14 protein-coding genes are annotated in these 14,111 nt (G+C 64.1%); 6 read left to right on the top strand and 8 right to left on the bottom strand.

Annotated elements, in window-relative coordinates:
• Positions 1-232 precede the first annotated feature (232 nt).
• On the top strand, positions 233-832 hold the full coding sequence (locus tag L6Q67_RS18740) for a GntR family transcriptional regulator (protein WP_296573109.1): 600 nt from the start codon (positions 233-235) through the stop codon (positions 830-832).
• A gap of 183 nt (positions 833-1,015) precedes the next feature.
• Here the strand turns inward: L6Q67_RS18740 and L6Q67_RS18735 are convergent, their stop codons facing one another.
• Positions 1,016-2,056: a DNA-binding protein gene (locus tag L6Q67_RS18735; RefSeq protein WP_296573106.1), complete on the bottom strand. Its 1,041-nt coding sequence runs from the start codon at positions 2,054-2,056 to the stop codon at positions 1,016-1,018.
• A gap of 138 nt (positions 2,057-2,194) precedes the next feature.
• Positions 2,195-3,436, bottom strand: a complete 1,242-nt coding sequence (locus L6Q67_RS18730; RefSeq protein WP_296573104.1) for a site-specific integrase — start codon at positions 3,434-3,436, stop codon at positions 2,195-2,197.
• 176 nt (positions 3,437-3,612) lie between these two features.
• On the opposite strand from L6Q67_RS18730, the gene L6Q67_RS18725 reads away from it, so the two are divergent.
• Positions 3,613-3,792 (top strand): hypothetical protein, encoded by a 180-nt coding sequence (locus tag L6Q67_RS18725; protein WP_296573099.1) that lies wholly within the window; start codon positions 3,613-3,615, stop codon positions 3,790-3,792.
• Between the two features lie 27 nt (positions 3,793-3,819).
• On the opposite strand, the gene L6Q67_RS18720 is transcribed toward L6Q67_RS18725, so the two are convergent.
• Genes L6Q67_RS18720 through mltG form a run of 6 tightly spaced genes read right to left on the bottom strand, consistent with a single transcriptional unit; the run spans position 3,820 to position 8,329 of the window.
• Complete coding sequence (locus L6Q67_RS18720; RefSeq protein ID WP_296573096.1) at positions 3,820-4,503, bottom strand: ankyrin repeat domain-containing protein; 684 nt, start codon at positions 4,501-4,503, stop codon at positions 3,820-3,822.
• Positions 4,500-5,273, bottom strand: coding sequence for a TatD family hydrolase (locus L6Q67_RS18715; RefSeq protein ID WP_296573093.1), 774 nt, complete (start codon positions 5,271-5,273; stop codon positions 4,500-4,502). Before L6Q67_RS18715 ends, L6Q67_RS18720 begins: the two co-directional genes overlap by 4 nt.
• A 17-nt stretch (positions 5,274-5,290) precedes the next feature.
• Positions 5,291-5,659, bottom strand: coding sequence for a PilZ domain-containing protein (locus L6Q67_RS18710; protein ID WP_296573089.1), 369 nt, complete (start codon positions 5,657-5,659; stop codon positions 5,291-5,293).
• Positions 5,656-6,660, bottom strand: a complete 1,005-nt coding sequence (holB, locus tag L6Q67_RS18705) for a DNA polymerase III subunit delta' (protein WP_367171657.1) — start codon at positions 6,658-6,660, stop codon at positions 5,656-5,658. Before holB ends, L6Q67_RS18710 begins: the two co-directional genes overlap by 4 nt.
• 53 nt (positions 6,661-6,713) lie before the next feature.
• Positions 6,714-7,331: a dTMP kinase gene (gene tmk / locus L6Q67_RS18700; protein ID WP_296573083.1), complete on the bottom strand. Its 618-nt coding sequence runs from the start codon at positions 7,329-7,331 to the stop codon at positions 6,714-6,716.
• Positions 7,328-8,329 (bottom strand): endolytic transglycosylase MltG, encoded by a 1,002-nt coding sequence (mltG, locus tag L6Q67_RS18695; RefSeq protein WP_296573080.1) that lies wholly within the window; start codon positions 8,327-8,329, stop codon positions 7,328-7,330. Before mltG ends, tmk begins: the two co-directional genes overlap by 4 nt.
• A 170-nt stretch (positions 8,330-8,499) precedes the next feature.
• Between mltG and L6Q67_RS18690 the strand changes: the two genes are divergently transcribed.
• Genes L6Q67_RS18690 through mfd form a run of 4 tightly spaced genes read left to right on the top strand, consistent with a single transcriptional unit; the run spans position 8,500 to position 14,085 of the window.
• Positions 8,500-9,531, top strand: a complete 1,032-nt coding sequence (locus L6Q67_RS18690; RefSeq protein WP_296573077.1) for a folate-binding protein — start codon at positions 8,500-8,502, stop codon at positions 9,529-9,531.
• Between the two features lie 12 nt (positions 9,532-9,543).
• Complete coding sequence (locus tag L6Q67_RS18685) at positions 9,544-9,834, top strand: DUF4936 family protein (protein WP_296573074.1); 291 nt, start codon at positions 9,544-9,546, stop codon at positions 9,832-9,834.
• Positions 9,825-10,592, top strand: a complete 768-nt coding sequence (locus L6Q67_RS18680) for an NRDE family protein (RefSeq protein ID WP_296573070.1) — start codon at positions 9,825-9,827, stop codon at positions 10,590-10,592. Before L6Q67_RS18685 ends, L6Q67_RS18680 begins: the two co-directional genes overlap by 10 nt.
• Before the next feature lie 49 nt (positions 10,593-10,641).
• A complete protein-coding gene (mfd, locus tag L6Q67_RS18675) occupies positions 10,642-14,085 on the top strand; it encodes a transcription-repair coupling factor (RefSeq protein WP_296573067.1) in 3,444 nt (1,147 codons plus the stop codon).
• Positions 14,086-14,111 lie beyond the last annotated feature (26 nt).

Below are 14,111 nucleotides of genomic sequence, written 5' to 3'. Positions count from 1 at the left end.
CCCGCATTCTGGTGTTTGCAAAACTCGGCTCTTTCAGGGGTGGCTTCAAATTTTCTGCTGCGTATATTGCGAGATGAGCGTAGTGATCGGTGCTCCCGATGACGATGAAAACGTCGATTAACACCGATCCCGACGCAAGCCCACCCCGTGTTTTTGATGCATCGGACGAACTGGTCGATGCCAAGGACCCTTTGATTGAGTAGCCACGATCCTGAGTCAGGAGAAACAAAGCATGTCTGTGCGCCCGCGTCCGTTGTTCGAGGTCCTTTCCGATTCCCTGTGCGAGCGGATGTGCGCGCATGAACTCATGCCCGGAGAGACCCTGGACGAGTACCGCCTGGCCACCTCGTATGGCGTGAGCCGCAGCGCTGTCCGGGAAGCGCTTTCCCTCCTGCTCAGGAACGGATTGGTGGAGTTCAATTCAAGGGGCTTCCATGTTGCCTCTCCCACCCGTCAGGATGTCTCGCAGCTCTTCGATGTGCTGGAGCTGCTCGAGGGCTTTGCCATGCGCCAGGCTGCGGATGCCCGGCGACCGCCCGACGAGGGATGCCAGTTCTGGCCCGGGCTTTGCCAGGCATCGGGAAACCCCTATCTGGCCAATCAGATCGATGACGCAGTGACCCGTCTCAAGCTGGCATGCGGTCCTCTCCTTGAATCCCCGGACATGCAGCCGTCGAAAGCTCTGCAGGAAGAACTCCGGCAGTTCATTCTGAAGGGCAGGGCCGATCAGGCAGAGCAGGTGCTTTCAGGCTACTGGAGGCAGCGTCGCCAAGGCGGCATGGCCATACTTCAAACTCGGCACGGAAGTGCTTCTAAAGAGCATGAAATATGATCTTTAAGCCTTTAAATTTATTAAAAATAATCAATATTTGCTCAATAAAACAACGACAAACATTAACTTCTGAAAATTACTGTTTTCAGAAGTTAAATAAATACACCAGAAAAGCCCCTCTTCTATTTGAATAAAAAATAAAATCCTGACCTGATTGCGGTCTCTTCCTCTTTCCTGCCTGCTTCAGTTCTTCTTCTTGAGCATCCCCAGTTCAGCCAGGGCTTCAGCCAGCGCCGCTTCGGCCCGCTGGGCCCTTACGGTTTCAGCCAGTCGAACCTCCTCCACCGCACGGGCTCTCGCTTCTGCTGCGGCAACGGCAGACTCCTTGCCGTGGGCGGCCTCGCTGGCCGTCTTGAGCTGGACCTGCAGACGTTCGATCCGCCCCTCGGCTGCCGCCAGGGAGGTCTCGATCTGGCGGGCACGGGATACCGCCTCCCGCAGGCCCGCCTTGGCTTCTTCGGTCTGCTCCCGCTGTCGGGCTTCCCGATCCTCGCGGTTGGCAAGCTGCTGGCGCATGGTGGTGATTTCGGCGAGCTTCTCCTGGCGCGCCTGATCAATCTGCTTCATCAGCAGCTCCCGGTCCAGGGCGCTGCGGTCCTGCTCCTCCTTCAGGGATGCGTTGTAGCGATCCCGGTCGTTCTGAAGCAGGCGGCTCAGACGCTCGGATTCGGCAGTGAACTTCTGCTCCCGGGCCTCGGCGGCCTCTTCGAGCTGCCTGACCCGGTTTTCAAGGCCTTCCCTCTGGCGCAGGAACTCCAGGGCCTGATTGCGCAGGTCAGCAATACTGGTTTCCCGGGTCTGGACACCAAGATTCAGGGCTTCAACCTGGGCTGCCGCCTGGGTGGCCTCTGACTCAAGCTGCGCGTTTCGGTCAAGCGCGGCCTGGAGGCGCCCCAGCACGGCCTCCTGCTCCTGCTCGAGGAGCTGGCGCTGGCTGGCGAAGACCTGATCCGCATGCTGCAGGGCCAGCGACCACACTTTCGCCATCAGTCCGTCGGTGGACGACACCAGCTCGTCAGGCATGCCCGGCACGCTGCGTTGCCGAAAGAATGCCGTGCCGGTGTCCCGTCGCCACTGATCGATGTAACGCTGGACGATCTCGCTGGAGCCCTTGTTGCCAAGCTCCGCATAGACCAGGTTGAAGGACGGGTTCTCGCCCAGGGAAAGCAGCTGAAAACAGATCTGCTCGACTGCCTCGAAGGTGACGCTGCTGCTGCGTGCCATCAATCAAGCCCTCGTTTGCCAGGTTTGCACAAAAGTGTGTCCTGGAAACCATAGCATACGTGTACGGTCGTAATCCGTATTGTTTGGCACGGATTGAATTTTACGATCCCCATCTTGGGGCGACGGCTTACCGCATGTTCAGTCCGCCTTTTTTTCCGTCCAGCGCAGGCGCTGCTTCTGGGCCTCTTCGTGCCAGCGCTCTTCCTCTTCGTGGATGTAACGCTGGGTTGTCCGGGCGTCGGTGTGGCGGGCATCCTTCTGCACGAAACGTTCGTCGATGCCGCTGTCCAGCTTGGCAGTGATGCCTGTGTGGCGCCCCCAGTGGGCGGAAGCGGCACGCAGCTTCTCCTTCTTGTGCTCGGCATCGTCCGGCAGCAGGTCAGCCGCGGCGTTGAAAATCTTCTTCAGAATCTGATTGAGCCGGCGGGCCGTGATCGGGCTTCCATTCTTGACGGATACCAGCAGCGGCGTCTCATCATCCCGGCGCGGCACGGCCGTCAGGCCCAGATACTTGCGATAGCGGATCAAGGCCTGGAGCATGTCGTCGGCCACCGGCACCTTGGCCTTCTTGCCCCCCTTCCCCACCACGTACCACCACCACAGGCCACGCTCTTCCCGAAAGCTGTTCATGCGGTGGCTCTCCAGTTCACCGGCACGCGGCGCCAGCATGTAGAGGGTTGCCGCGATGAAGCGCGCCCGCTCGTATTCGTCACGCCCTCGCTCGGCATCCTTCGGCATGGCTTCGATGGCGTCGGTCACCGCCTGCCACATCTGCGTATCCAGGAAGCGCTCGATCTTGTCGACCTCTTCCGTGCTGGCCACGGCGCGCAGGGGGCCGCTTACCTCGGCGGACATCTTGCGCCGGCGCTGACGGATCAGCCCAAGGGGATTGCCGAGCAGATAGCCGGCATCCACCAGGTAGCTCATCAGCGAATTGATGGCCGCCATGGCCGTGAGCACCGCACTCTCACTGAGCGGGCCCACAAAGGGACGCCAGCGCTCGGTGATGCGCTCCGCCTTGGGGCCGCACCACAAGGCGGCTGGCTGGGGATCCGCCAGAAAATTCAGATAGCCCTCGAAATCCTGGCGATTGAGGCTGGACAAGGGTTTGCCGCAGTCGATCAGGGACCAGAGCAGCAGGCGCTCGCACTCCCGCTGGTAGATGCGATAGGTGCCGGGCGAACGGTCGTACTCGGTCAGGAAACAACGGATCGCGTCGGCGTCCGTGTTCGCCGTGATCTGCAGGCGGGCCGGGTCGGCCCTGTTAACGCCGCTCTTCCCGTCCAGTTCAGGGGGGATCGTCAGCTCGTCCAGGGGGCGGACAGGGACAGGCCCTTGCGGGGTGGGAGGAGCGCTGGTGTCGGGGTTCTTCGCCTTCATGGGCGTGAGTTTACCCGTCAGGCAGCATTTTTCACCCGACAGGGCTTGCCATACGTCGAGTGCTGTATATAATTACAGTTATCGAAGGGTGAGCCAGGCAACAATCAAAGGCGAGTCCTGGTCGTGATGCATTTCAGCCCCGCTCGGGCTCGAATCGTTCTGAAAAGGAGTCAATCATGGAAAGCCTCATCTGCCGCACCCTGATGCTGGTTGGTCTCATTGTCGGCGTACTGCTGGCCGGCGGCCAGGGCGGCCAGGCACTGGTTCCCGCCATCCTGGCCCTCGTCGGGGTCGCCCTGTTCCGGCGCATTGCCCCTTCCCTGCCGTGGCGCTTCGGCCACGGGCGTCACTACTGATCCGCTTTACCCGGTGCTGGGCAAGGCCTACTTGCCTGCCCCCGCGGCACGGGCCTTGCGTTCAGCCTGGATCAGCCCGGCAATGTCCGTGTTGCGGTTCTTGATGGCCCAGCTCTCTGCCGATTCGTTCTGGTCGTTTTTCCAGTCCAGATCCACACCGGCCTTGAGCAGACGCAGCACAACCTCCTCATGGCCGTTTCGCGCGGCAAACATCAGCGGCGTCGTGCGGTTGGGAGCCTTCACATTGGGGTTTGCTCCCTTGGCCAGCAACTGCTCCACCACCGGCAGTCGCCCCTCGAAGGCCGCATAAAGCAGCGGATTCCAGCCGTCGTGATCAAATTCGGCCCCTGCCGCCAGGAGCAGCTGAACCACCTCGGCATGCCCCTTCAGGCTGGCCAGCATCAGGGCGCTGTCGCCAGCGGCATTGCGGGCGTTGAGCTTGATGCCCCGCTGTTTGACGAGCGCTTCCACCACCCTGGGTTGGTCTTCGCGGGCAGCCAGAATGAGCAGGGTATTGCCGTTCTGGTCGGTGGAGTTGCTGTCCATCCCCTGAGACACCAGCTGCGCGACCGCCTTGGCATCACCCATCTTGGCGGCATTCAGGAGGTCGTCCAGGGACGCGGCCACTACAGGCAGGGAGAGCTGCAGGCCCAGCAGCAAGGCGAGAAGTGTTTGGGTGCGGGGGCGAAAGATCTGCGCAACGGGCTTCATGAGGGGCGTGCGTCCTTGAACAGTCGAAAGAAATTGCAGGTCGTGGCCTCGGCCACGGTGGCCAGGCTTTCTCCCCGTGCGTCGGCAATCGCCTGGGCCACGTGTCGGACATAGGCAGGCTGATTGGTTTTTCCGCGGAAAGGCATGGGTGCGAGATAGGGGGAGTCGGTCTCCACAAGCAGGCGATCGGCGGGCACGAAGCGTGCAACGTCACGCAAGGCCTCGGCATTCTTGAAGCTGACGATACCCGAGAAAGAGATGTAGAAACCCAGATCCAGTGCCTGCTCTGCCACTTCGCGAGTTTCGGTAAAGCAGTGCATCACCCCACCAGGCTCACCGGCACGCTCTTCACGCATCAGGCGGATGGTGTCGGCAGCGGACTCCCGGGTGTGGATGATCAACGGCTTGGCACAGCGCCGCGCAGCACGGATATGCGTCCGGAACCGGTCACGCTGCCATTCGGGGGAGTCCTTGTGCCAGTAATAATCCAGCCCGGTTTCACCAATGGCAACCACTTTGGGATGGGCCGCAAGTTCAAGGAGCCTTGCCTCGTCGGGCTCGTCACAATCGGCGTTGTCCGGATGCACTCCCACCGATGCAAACAGGTTGGTGTGACGTTCGGCCAGGCCGATGACGGCGGGCAGGGTTTCCAGCTTGACGCTGACGCACAGGGCGTGGGTTACCCCGTTTTCGGCCATCCGCTCGAGAACGGCGGTTTCGTTTTCAATCAGGTCCGGAAAATCGAGATGGCAATGGGAATCGACGAGCATTGATTGGTGCCGGTGAATCAGATGGTGTGGGTTGGACGGGACGAACCCAGGTGGCCGGCAAGAATCTGCTCGATCTGGTTGCGCAGCACCTGCCCTGCTTCGTCTCCGCCGAACTGGACTCCGATGCCCTGGGTCTTGTTGCCCTGGGCACCCGCGGGGGTGATCCACGCAACGGTTCCGGCAACGGGGTGCTTGGTGGGGTCGTCCATGATCTGCAGGATCATGAAGATCTCGTCACCGAGCTTGTAGATCCGGGCGGTGGGAATAAACAGCCCGCCGTTCTTGATGAACGGCATATACGCAGCATAAAGCGCTGATTTTGAACTGATGTTCAGGGACAGGACGCTGGGGCGCGCCATCGTCGATCGTCTTACAGGATCATTCATTTACGCACCGCCGGTGCGGCAGCCTGAAGGCTTCGGGCGTACCGCAAGAGCATGTCTTCCAAGAAAAGCCGGGCATTGAGAGGGTGCTGCGAGACCCGGCGCGACTGAGTGATTTCATTGTAGCAGCCAAGGGCGGCATCCACGGACAGGCGCCCGGCCAGGCTTCTCAGCACGTCCTCCCGATCGGGGAAGAAACGCACCGGCCCGCCCAGCCTCAGGCTGACCAGGTCGGCTACCCAGCGCTGCATCCAGCTCACCAGGGTCGGCATGTCGAACCCGCTGGCCAGGGCATCCTTGCCCTTCAGCCAACTCTCCCACTCGCCGGCAAGACGCAGGGCGGCCTTGCCCTGCAGTGTCGAGATCTCGTCGGCGAAACGTCGCCGGGCGGCGGCACCGCCGCCTTCAGCCAGCGCGGCAGCAGCCAGGGGCATACCACCGCAGAAGGCCAGCAATGCGGGGGCATCCGGAAGCCTGCGCCCGGCGAGCCAGCGGGCCGCCTGCTCGGCCGGAGGGCGCGGAAAGGCCCAGGTCTGGCAACGGCTGCGGATGGTCGGCAGCAGACGTTTTTGCGCAGAGGAAATCAATAAAAACAGGGTGCTTGTCGTTGGTTCTTCAAGCAGTTTAAGAAGTGCGTTGGCCGTAAAGATATTCATTGCGTCGGCCGGGTCGACGATCACCACTCGCTGACTGCCCCGGTGCCCGCCCGTGGTCAGGGCCTGTTGAAGAGCGCGGATCTGGTCGATCACGATCTGCCGGCTGGCGGCTTTGCCCCCTTCGGGTTTCTCGGTGGAGGCATCGGCCCGATCTTCCTGATCGGCTTCGGGAATCACCCGGAGCAGGTCCGGATGATTCCCGGCCAGACGCCACTGGCAATCCTCGCATTGCCCACAGGCATGCCCATCCGCACCAGGACGCAGGCACAGGATACGGGCAGCCAGGGCCTCGGCAAAAATGCGCTTGCCCCCGCCTGCCGGACCGGCAAAAAGCAGGGCATGGGGCATGCGGCCAGCGCTGTCGAGCACCCGGGCCCACAAGCCGGATTGCCATTCAAAGATCATTGAAAACAGTTTTCTAGAATAATTTGTTCAAGTTCTTTGCGAATCTCTTCCGGGCGCTGCCCAGCATCGATCACCTTGACTCTCGCCGGGTCTGCCGCAGCCCGGCGCAGGTAGGCATTGCGCACCCGCTCAAAGAAATCGGCCTGCTCCCGTTCAAAACGATCAGGGGCGTTGCCCGTACCCGCCAGACGGCTTGCCGCCACCTGGGGATCGAGGTCGAAAATCAGTGTCAGATCGGGCTGCAGATGAGGATGCACCCAGTTTTCCAGGGTGGCAAAGCGTTTTTCATCCAGCCCGCGCCCGCCCACCTGGTAAGCGTAGGTGGCATCGGTGAAACGGTCGGAGACCACCCACGCGCCGGACGACAAGGCCGGTTCGATGCGCGCAGCCAGATGTTCGCGACGGGCAGCGAACATCAGCAGGGCTTCGGTCTCGAGGTGCATCGGTTCGTGGAGCAGGAGCTCACGGAGCTTTTCCCCGAGAGGCGTACCGCCCGGCTCCCGGGTTTGCACCACGGGAATGCCTCGGGACTGGATCAGGGCGACGGCGGCCGCAATCTGGCTGCTCTTGCCGGCACCATCGATGCCTTCAAAGGTGATGAAGCGGGATTTCACGGTGCTTGTTTCCGGATGTAGCGGGCGACGGCCCGGTTGTGTTCGGTCAGGGTCCGGGAGAAGGCGCTGGAGCCGTCTCCCCGGGCCACGAAGTAGAGATAGTCGGTACTGGGCGGATTGAGCGCTGCCCTGAGGGCGGCGACGCCGGGCATGGAGATCGGGGTGGGCGGCAATCCGGGCCGGGTATAGGTGTTGTAGGGCGTATCGGTTTGAAGGTCACGCTTGCGCAGGTTGCCATCGAAGGCCGGGCCGAGGCCATAGATCACGGTGGGGTCGGTCTGCAACAGCATGCCGCTGCGCAGGCGGTTGACGAAAACCGAGGCCACCATTGGCCGGTCGGCGGCCTGGCCGGTTTCCTTTTCGACAATGGACGCCATGATCAAGGCTTCGTAAGGCGTCGGGTAAGGCAGCCCCTCGGCGCGCTTGTCCCACTCCCGCTGCAGGATCTTCTGCTGCTGGCGGTGGGCGCGCCGCAACACCTCCAGATCACTGCTGCGGCGGGAGAACAGATAGGTGTCGGGAAAGAACTGACCTTCAGGGTGGGATGCGTCGGCGCCGATGCGCGCCAGCAGCTCGCCATCGGACAGGCCTGCGCTGTCATGGCGCAGATCCGGGTGGCGATCCAGGGCCGCACGGAACTGACGGAAGTTCCAGCCCTCGATGAGGGCCAGCTCGGCCTGACTGACATCACCACGGGTCAGCATGTTGAGCAAGGCCAGCGGTGTGACCCCGGCCTCGACCTCATAGCTTCCGGCCTTGATCCCGTTGGCCTGGCGCGTCACCCTTGCGAGGAACACCAGTGCCGGGGGCCAGGTGTCGATACCGGCTTCCGTGAGCTGGCGCGCCACCTGACGCATGCCGGAGCCAGGCTCGATGGTGAAATCCAGCGGACTTTGTCGCAAACCCACCGGACTGAGGGCAAACCACACAAGGCCGGCGACTGCAGCAAGGACGCCCATCAGCGCAACAACAAAAACACGAAAAAACAGGCGCTTCATCGGGGAACTTGGCGCTTTCGGGAGGAACGAAAGAGGTGAAGAAAGGAGGAAGATCCGGCAAAAACCAGGGGCTTGATTCTTGCTTCAATTGATTGGCCAGCCCCCGCGCGGCAACGCCCTATAATAGCGCAAACCGCTTCAAGACTCGTTTTTGCGACAGGACACGACTGATGAATGCAACTTGGCAATCCCATCTCGGCGCCAACGGCGCGAAGTTTTTGGACAACTCCGTCAAGTTCAATGACGACGAGCGGCAGGATGTGACGCTCGCGGCCCAGGGAACCGTGCTGGTTCCTCTCGTGCACCTCGGTGCGATCCGCGCCACCGGTGAAGACGCCAGCGTCTTCCTGCACAACCTGTTCTCCAACGACGTGAAGAAGCTCGGCTCCAACGAGGCCCAGCTGACCAGCTTCAACAGCCCCAAGGGGCGCATGCTGGCCAGCATCGTGCTGTGGCGCGAGGCAGGCGATTACCTGCTGACGCTGTCCGCCGACATCCACGCGGCCATGCTCAAGAAGCTGTCCATGTACGTGCTGCGCTCCAAGGTCCGCCTGATGGACGACAGCGGCGACAGCGTCCTGATCGGCCTTGCCGGCCCCCAGGCCGGCGCCGCCCTTGAGGCTGCCGGGCTGCACATTCCGGGCGCCCCCCGGGCAACGGCCTCCGGCGTGGCAACGGTGGTGCGCCTGGATGGCGCCCGCTTCCTGATCTCGGCACCGATCTCCGAAGCCGTGGCCCTGTGGGGCAAGTTCGTGGCTGCAGGCGCTGCGCCGGCCGGCACGGCAGCCTGGCACTGGCTGGACATCAGCCAGGGCCTGCCCACCGTCACCCTGCCGGTGCAGGAAGAGTTTGTCGCCCAGATGCTCAACTTCGATCTGATCGGCGGTGTCAGCTTCAACAAGGGCTGCTACCCCGGCCAGGAGATCGTGGCCCGCACCCATTATCTGGGCAAGCTCAAGAAGCGCATGTTCCGCGTGCATACGGATGCCACCGAACTGCCGGTTGCCGGCACCGACGTGTTCTCCCCCGAGTTCGGTGAGCAGTCGGCCGGCAAGGTGGTCATCGCGGCGCCCGCGCCGGCCGGCGGTTTCGATGCTCTCGTGGTCCTGCAGACATCCAGCGCCGAATCCACCGAAGTGCATCTCGGCAGCACCGGCGGCCCTGCGGTGAGCTTTCTCCCCCTGCCCTACGCCCTCGCCTGAGCACACCCAACCTTGAGCCCCTCCCACTACTTCATCTACTACCCGGTCCGGATCGGCATGGAGGCCGATCTGGCCCGGGGCTTGTATAACCTCCAGGCCGAAATCCAGGCATCGACAGGCATCGCAGGACGCTTCCTGCGCAAGGCCGACGACCCCTGGACCTGGATGGAGATCTACGAGAACGTGCTGGATGCCCCCGCCTTCGACGCCGCACTGGAGCAGGCCATTGAGCGCCACGGCCTGATGCGCTTTCTTGAAGACGGTGGACGTCGCCACACCGAACGCTTCGTCGCATGTGCCTGATCCTGCTCGCTTGGCGCGCCCATCCGGATTACCCGCTGGTCGTGGCTGCCAACCGGGACGAGTTCTTCGCCCGCGCCACGGCAGAAGCCGGCTGGTGGGCAGATCGGCCGGGCGTCTTCGCCGGCCGTGATCTGGAGGCGGGCGGCACCTGGCTCGGCCTGAGCCGCAATGGCCGCTTTGCCGGCCTCACCAATTTCCGCGACCCGGCCCGCCAGCGTCCGGATGCCCCCTCGCGGGGCGCCCTGGTAGCCGATTTTCTGGCGGGCACCGAGTCCACCGATGCCGCCCTGGCCCGCCTGACGGCGGAAGGCCCGCGCTACAACGGCTTCAACCTGCTGCTCAGCGACGGGGACAGCCTCGGCATCTACGAAAGCGAAACCGGCAGCGCCCGGCATCTCGAGCCCGGCCTATACGCCCTGTCCAACCACCTCCTCGACACGCCATGGCCGAAGGTACTGGCGGGCAAGTCACGCCTCGCCCGTGCCCTGCGTGCCCTGCCCGACGACACCCCCCTGGCCGAACTCCTGCGTGATGACCGCCCCGCGGCCGATGCCGAACTGCCCCGCACCGGGGTGAGCCTGGCCTGGGAGCGGATGCTTTCCAGCGCCTTCATCCGGGCACCGGGCTACGGCACCCGCTGCTCCACCGTGATCCGCCGCGACCGCTACGGCTGGACCCACGTGGTCGAATCCACCTGGAGCCCGGTAGGCGTCGAAAGTGGCCGCGTCGTGGACACCTTCCAGGTCGCCCGGGCCTGAGCCGGACGCCTATAATCCGCCCCTTGTTTCTCCCGCAGCACGCCCGCGCATGACCGCCTCCAGCCCCTTTCAAGCCCTTCTTCCCGCCCTTGACGCCTTCGCCCAGGCCAAGCCCGGCCAGCGCCTCGACCTGCCACCCGTCGCCGGGTCAGGCGACGCCCTGGCGATTGCCCGGCTGGCCGGCGGAAAGCGCATGCTGGTGGTGGTCACCGCCAACCCCATCGACGCCCAACGCCTCTCCGACGAGATCGCCTGGCTGGCCCCCGGCCTGCGCACCCACCTGCTGCCTGACTGGGAGACTCTGCCCTACGACAGCTTCTCGCCCCACCAGGACCTGATCTCCGAGCGGCTTTCATCGCTCTACGCCATCAGCCGTGGTGAGGCCGACATCGCCCTGGTGCCCGCCTCCACGGCGCTCTACCGGCTGGCCCCGCCGGCTTTCCTGGCGGCCTACACCTTCTTCCTCAAGCAGGGCGAAAAGCTCGACGTGGACCGCCTGCGCATGCAGATGACCGTGGCCGGCTATGCCCACGTCACCCAGGTCATGTCGCCGGGCGAATACAGCGTGCGTGGCGGGCTGGTGGATCTCTACCCCATGGGCGCCGCCCTGCCCTACCGCATCGACCTCTTCGACGAAGAAGTGGAGAGCATCAAGACCTTCGACCCCGACACCCAGCGCACCGTCTTTCCGGTAAAGGAAGTGCGCCTGCTGCCGGCGCGGGAATTCCCCATGGACGAAGCCGGGCGCACCCGCTTCCGCGGCCGTTTCCGGGAGACCTTCGAGGGCGACCCTTCCCGCTGCATGGTGTACAAGGATGTCTCCAACGGCATCGCCCCGGCGGGCATCGAGTACTACCTGCCCCTGTTCTTCGACGAGACGGCCACCCTCTTCGACTACCTCCCCGACAGCGCCCCGATCCTGCTGCACCGCGACGTTCCGGGTGCCATCGAAGCCTTCTGGAAGGATGCCCGCAGCCGCCACCAGCTTCTGGGTGGCGACAAGACCCGGCCCATCCTGCCGCCGGAGCAGCTCTTCCTCTCGGAGGAAGCCTTCTTCGTCGCCCTCAAGGAGCGCATCCGCCTGAGCCTGCCCGTCTCGCCCCTGGGCGGCCCGGTCGAGCCCCTTCCCGACATCGCCGTCGAACGCAAGGCCAGCGATCCGCTGCACCGTTTCAAGGCCTTCTGCAGCGGGTTTTCCGGCAGGGTGCTGGTGCTGGCAGAATCGGCCGGGCGCCAGCAGACCATCGCCGAATACTTCGCCGAGTACGCCCTGAAACCCGCCGCCAACGCCGATTTCGGCGCCTTCCTGGCCGGTGATGCGCGCCTGGCCCTGGGTAGCGGCCCCCTGGCTGCCGGCTTCGTGCTGCCCGAGGCCGGCTTCGCCGTGGTCACCGAGTCCGAGCTCTACGCCGCCACCGCCCGTACCCGCACCCGCCGCGACAGCCGCAAGGCCGCCACCATGGAAGGCTGGCTGCGCGATCTGTCGGAGCTCAAGACGGGCGACCCGGTGGTGCACTCCAGCCACGGCATCGGCCGCTACATGGGCCTGGTGCACATGGACCTGGGCGAGGGTGACACCGAGTTCCTGCACCTGGAGTACGCCAACGGCGACAAGCTCTACGTGCCCGTCTCCCAGCTCCACGTCATCACCCGCTACGCCGGCGCCGACCCGGAGGCCGTGCATCTGCACACCCTGGGCTCCGGCCAGTGGGAGAAGGCCAAGAAGAAGGCCGCCCAGCAGGTGCGCGACACCGCCGCCGAGCTGCTGGCCCTGTATGCCCAGCGCGCCGCCCGCAAGGGCCACCAGTTCGACTTCAAGCAGCACGACCTGGAAGCCTTCGCCGACGGCTTTGGCTTTGAGGAAACCCCCGACCAGATGGCCGCCATCGACGCCGTGGTGGCCGACATGAAGTCCGGCAAGCCCATGGACCGCCTGGTGTGCGGCGACGTGGGCTTCGGCAAGACCGAAGTAGCCCTGCGCGCCGCCTTCATCGCCGTGGCCGACGGCAAGCAGGTGGTGGTGCTGTGCCCCACCACCCTGCTGGCCGAACAGCACTATCAAACCTTCGCCGACCGCTTTGCCGACTGGCCCATCAAGGTGGCCGAGCTGTCCCGCTTCAAGAGCGCCAAGGAGCAGGCCGAGGCCATCCAGCAGCTCGGCGAGGGCAAGGTGGACATCCTCATCGGCACCCACCGGCTGCTGCAGAAGGACGTCACCTTCAAGCGCCTGGGCCTGGTCATCATCGACGAGGAGCACCGCTTTGGCGTGCGCCAGAAGGAAGCCCTTAAAGCCTTGCGCAGCGAGGTGGACATCCTCACCCTCACCGCCACCCCCATCCCGCGCACCCTCGGCCTGGCCCTGGAAGGCCTGCGCGAGTTCTCGGTGATCGCCACCGCGCCGCAGAAGCGCCTGGCCATCAAGACCTTCGTGCAGCGCCACAGCAAGGGCATCATCCGCGAGGCGGTGATCCGCGAGTTCAAGCGCGGCGGGCAGGTGTACTTCCTGCACAACGAGGTCGAGACCATCGAGAACGTGCGCGAATCCCTGGAGGAGCTGCTGCCCGAAGCACGCATCGTCATCGGCCACGGCCAGCTGCCCGAGCGGGAACTGGAGCGGGTGATGCGCGACTTCACCACTCAAAAGGCCAACCTGCTGCTGTGCACGACCATCATTGAGACCGGCATCAACATCCCCACGGCCAACACCATCATCATCAACCGGGCGGATCGCTTCGGCCTCGCCCAGCTCCACCAGCTGCGCGGCCGCGTCGGCCGGTCGCACCACCAGGCCTACGCCTACCTGCTCACCGACGCCCATGCCAAACCCACCGCCCAGGCCCAGAAGCGCCTTGAGGCCATCACCATGATGGAAGAGCTGGGCTCCGGCTTCTACCTGGCCATGCAGGATCTGGAGATCCGCGGCGCCGGCGAGGTGCTCGGCGAGAACCAGTCCGGCGAGATCCAGCAGGTGGGGGTGAGCCTCTACACCGAGATGCTCAAGCGCGCCGTGCGCGACCTGCAGCAAGGCAAGGAGCCCGACCTCAGCCAGCCCCTGGAGGTCGTCTCCGAGATCAACCTCCACGCTCCCGCCCTGCTCCCCAACGACTACTGCAGCGACGTGCAGGAGCGCCTGACCCTCTACAAACGCCTGGCCAACTGCGAGAGCGAGGACGATCTTCAGGCTCTGCAGGAAGAGCTCATCGACCGCTTCGGCGAAATGCCGGCCCAGACCCGCACCCTGCTCGAAACCCACCGCCTGCGCATGCTGGTCAAGCCCTACGGCGTGGCCAAGATGGACGCGTCCGAGAGCCAGATCAGCATCCAGTTCGGCCAGAACGCCCCCATCGACCCGGTGAAGGTGATCATGCTCATCCAGAAGGACCGCAGCGTGAAGATGTCCGGCCCCGACAAGCTGGTGCGCAAGCTCGCCACCCCGGATCTGAAGATGCGGGTGACGGCAGTGAAGGAGCTGCTGGAGGCGGTGAAGGCCTGAGCCCGGGCTCAGGCCGGGCCACGGTG

This window comes from Zoogloea sp., from assembly GCF_023150065.1.
GTDB lineage: Bacteria > Pseudomonadota > Gammaproteobacteria > Burkholderiales > Rhodocyclaceae > Zoogloea.
This window is presented reverse-complemented; position numbering and strand designations above follow the sequence as displayed.

Bases quoted from the DNA above. Each gene is read 5' to 3' on its own strand.
- L6Q67_RS18735 (WP_296573106.1), bottom strand. From the start codon at position 2,056: ATGGCACGCAGCAGCAGCGTCACCTTCGAGGCAGTCGAGCAGATCTGT.
- L6Q67_RS18730 (WP_296573104.1), bottom strand. From the start codon at position 3,436: ATGAAGGCGAAGAACCCCGACACCAGCGCTCCTCCCACCCCGCAAGGG.
- L6Q67_RS18710 (WP_296573089.1), bottom strand. From the start codon at position 5,659: ATGAATGATCCTGTAAGACGATCGACGATGGCGCGCCCCAGCGTCCTG.
- mltG (WP_296573080.1), bottom strand. From the start codon at position 8,329: ATGAAGCGCCTGTTTTTTCGTGTTTTTGTTGTTGCGCTGATGGGCGTC.
- L6Q67_RS18720 (WP_296573096.1), bottom strand. From the start codon at position 4,503: ATGAAGCCCGTTGCGCAGATCTTTCGCCCCCGCACCCAAACACTTCTC.
- L6Q67_RS18680 (WP_296573070.1), top strand. From the start codon at position 9,825: ATGTGCCTGATCCTGCTCGCTTGGCGCGCCCATCCGGATTACCCGCTG.
- L6Q67_RS18715 (WP_296573093.1), bottom strand. From the start codon at position 5,273: ATGCTCGTCGATTCCCATTGCCATCTCGATTTTCCGGACCTGATTGAA.
- holB (WP_367171657.1), bottom strand. From the start codon at position 6,660: ATGCCCCATGCCCTGCTTTTTGCCGGTCCGGCAGGCGGGGGCAAGCGC.
- mfd (WP_296573067.1), top strand. From the start codon at position 10,642: ATGACCGCCTCCAGCCCCTTTCAAGCCCTTCTTCCCGCCCTTGACGCC.
- L6Q67_RS18725 (WP_296573099.1), top strand. From the start codon at position 3,613: ATGGAAAGCCTCATCTGCCGCACCCTGATGCTGGTTGGTCTCATTGTC.
- L6Q67_RS18690 (WP_296573077.1), top strand. From the start codon at position 8,500: ATGAATGCAACTTGGCAATCCCATCTCGGCGCCAACGGCGCGAAGTTT.
- L6Q67_RS18740 (WP_296573109.1), top strand. From the start codon at position 233: ATGTCTGTGCGCCCGCGTCCGTTGTTCGAGGTCCTTTCCGATTCCCTG.